The following is a 214-nucleotide window of genomic DNA, read 5'->3' as shown; positions in this document are numbered from 1 at the left end:
AACGCCTGGGATGCGTTCTGGTCGAACGCCACAGCGCCGAACGGGGCCGGATTGGAGGATGATTACGCCCAGATGTGGGAGGCTGTTGCGGCCTACTTCAACGGCAACCCCGGCGTGGTCGGCTTTGAGATCATGAACGAGCCGTATCCGGGTGCACTGTGGCCGACCGTGTTGGGCAGCACGGCTTTTGACGCGCAGAATCTGACGCCGTTCT

At 62.1% G+C, this 214-nt stretch carries 1 protein-coding gene; it reads left to right on the top strand.

All coding sequences use genetic code 11. The features are described from left to right. The coding region (locus F6Q13_RS19640) for a cellulase family glycosylhydrolase (protein ID WP_293060060.1) at window positions 1–214 on the top strand (214 nt) is incomplete at both ends.

The organism is Mycobacterium sp. (genome assembly GCF_008709575.1).
Classification (GTDB): domain Bacteria; phylum Actinomycetota; class Actinomycetes; order Mycobacteriales; family Mycobacteriaceae; genus Mycobacterium.
The sequence above is the reverse complement of the archived record's forward strand: the minus strand, read 5'-3'. Positions and strand labels throughout refer to the sequence as shown.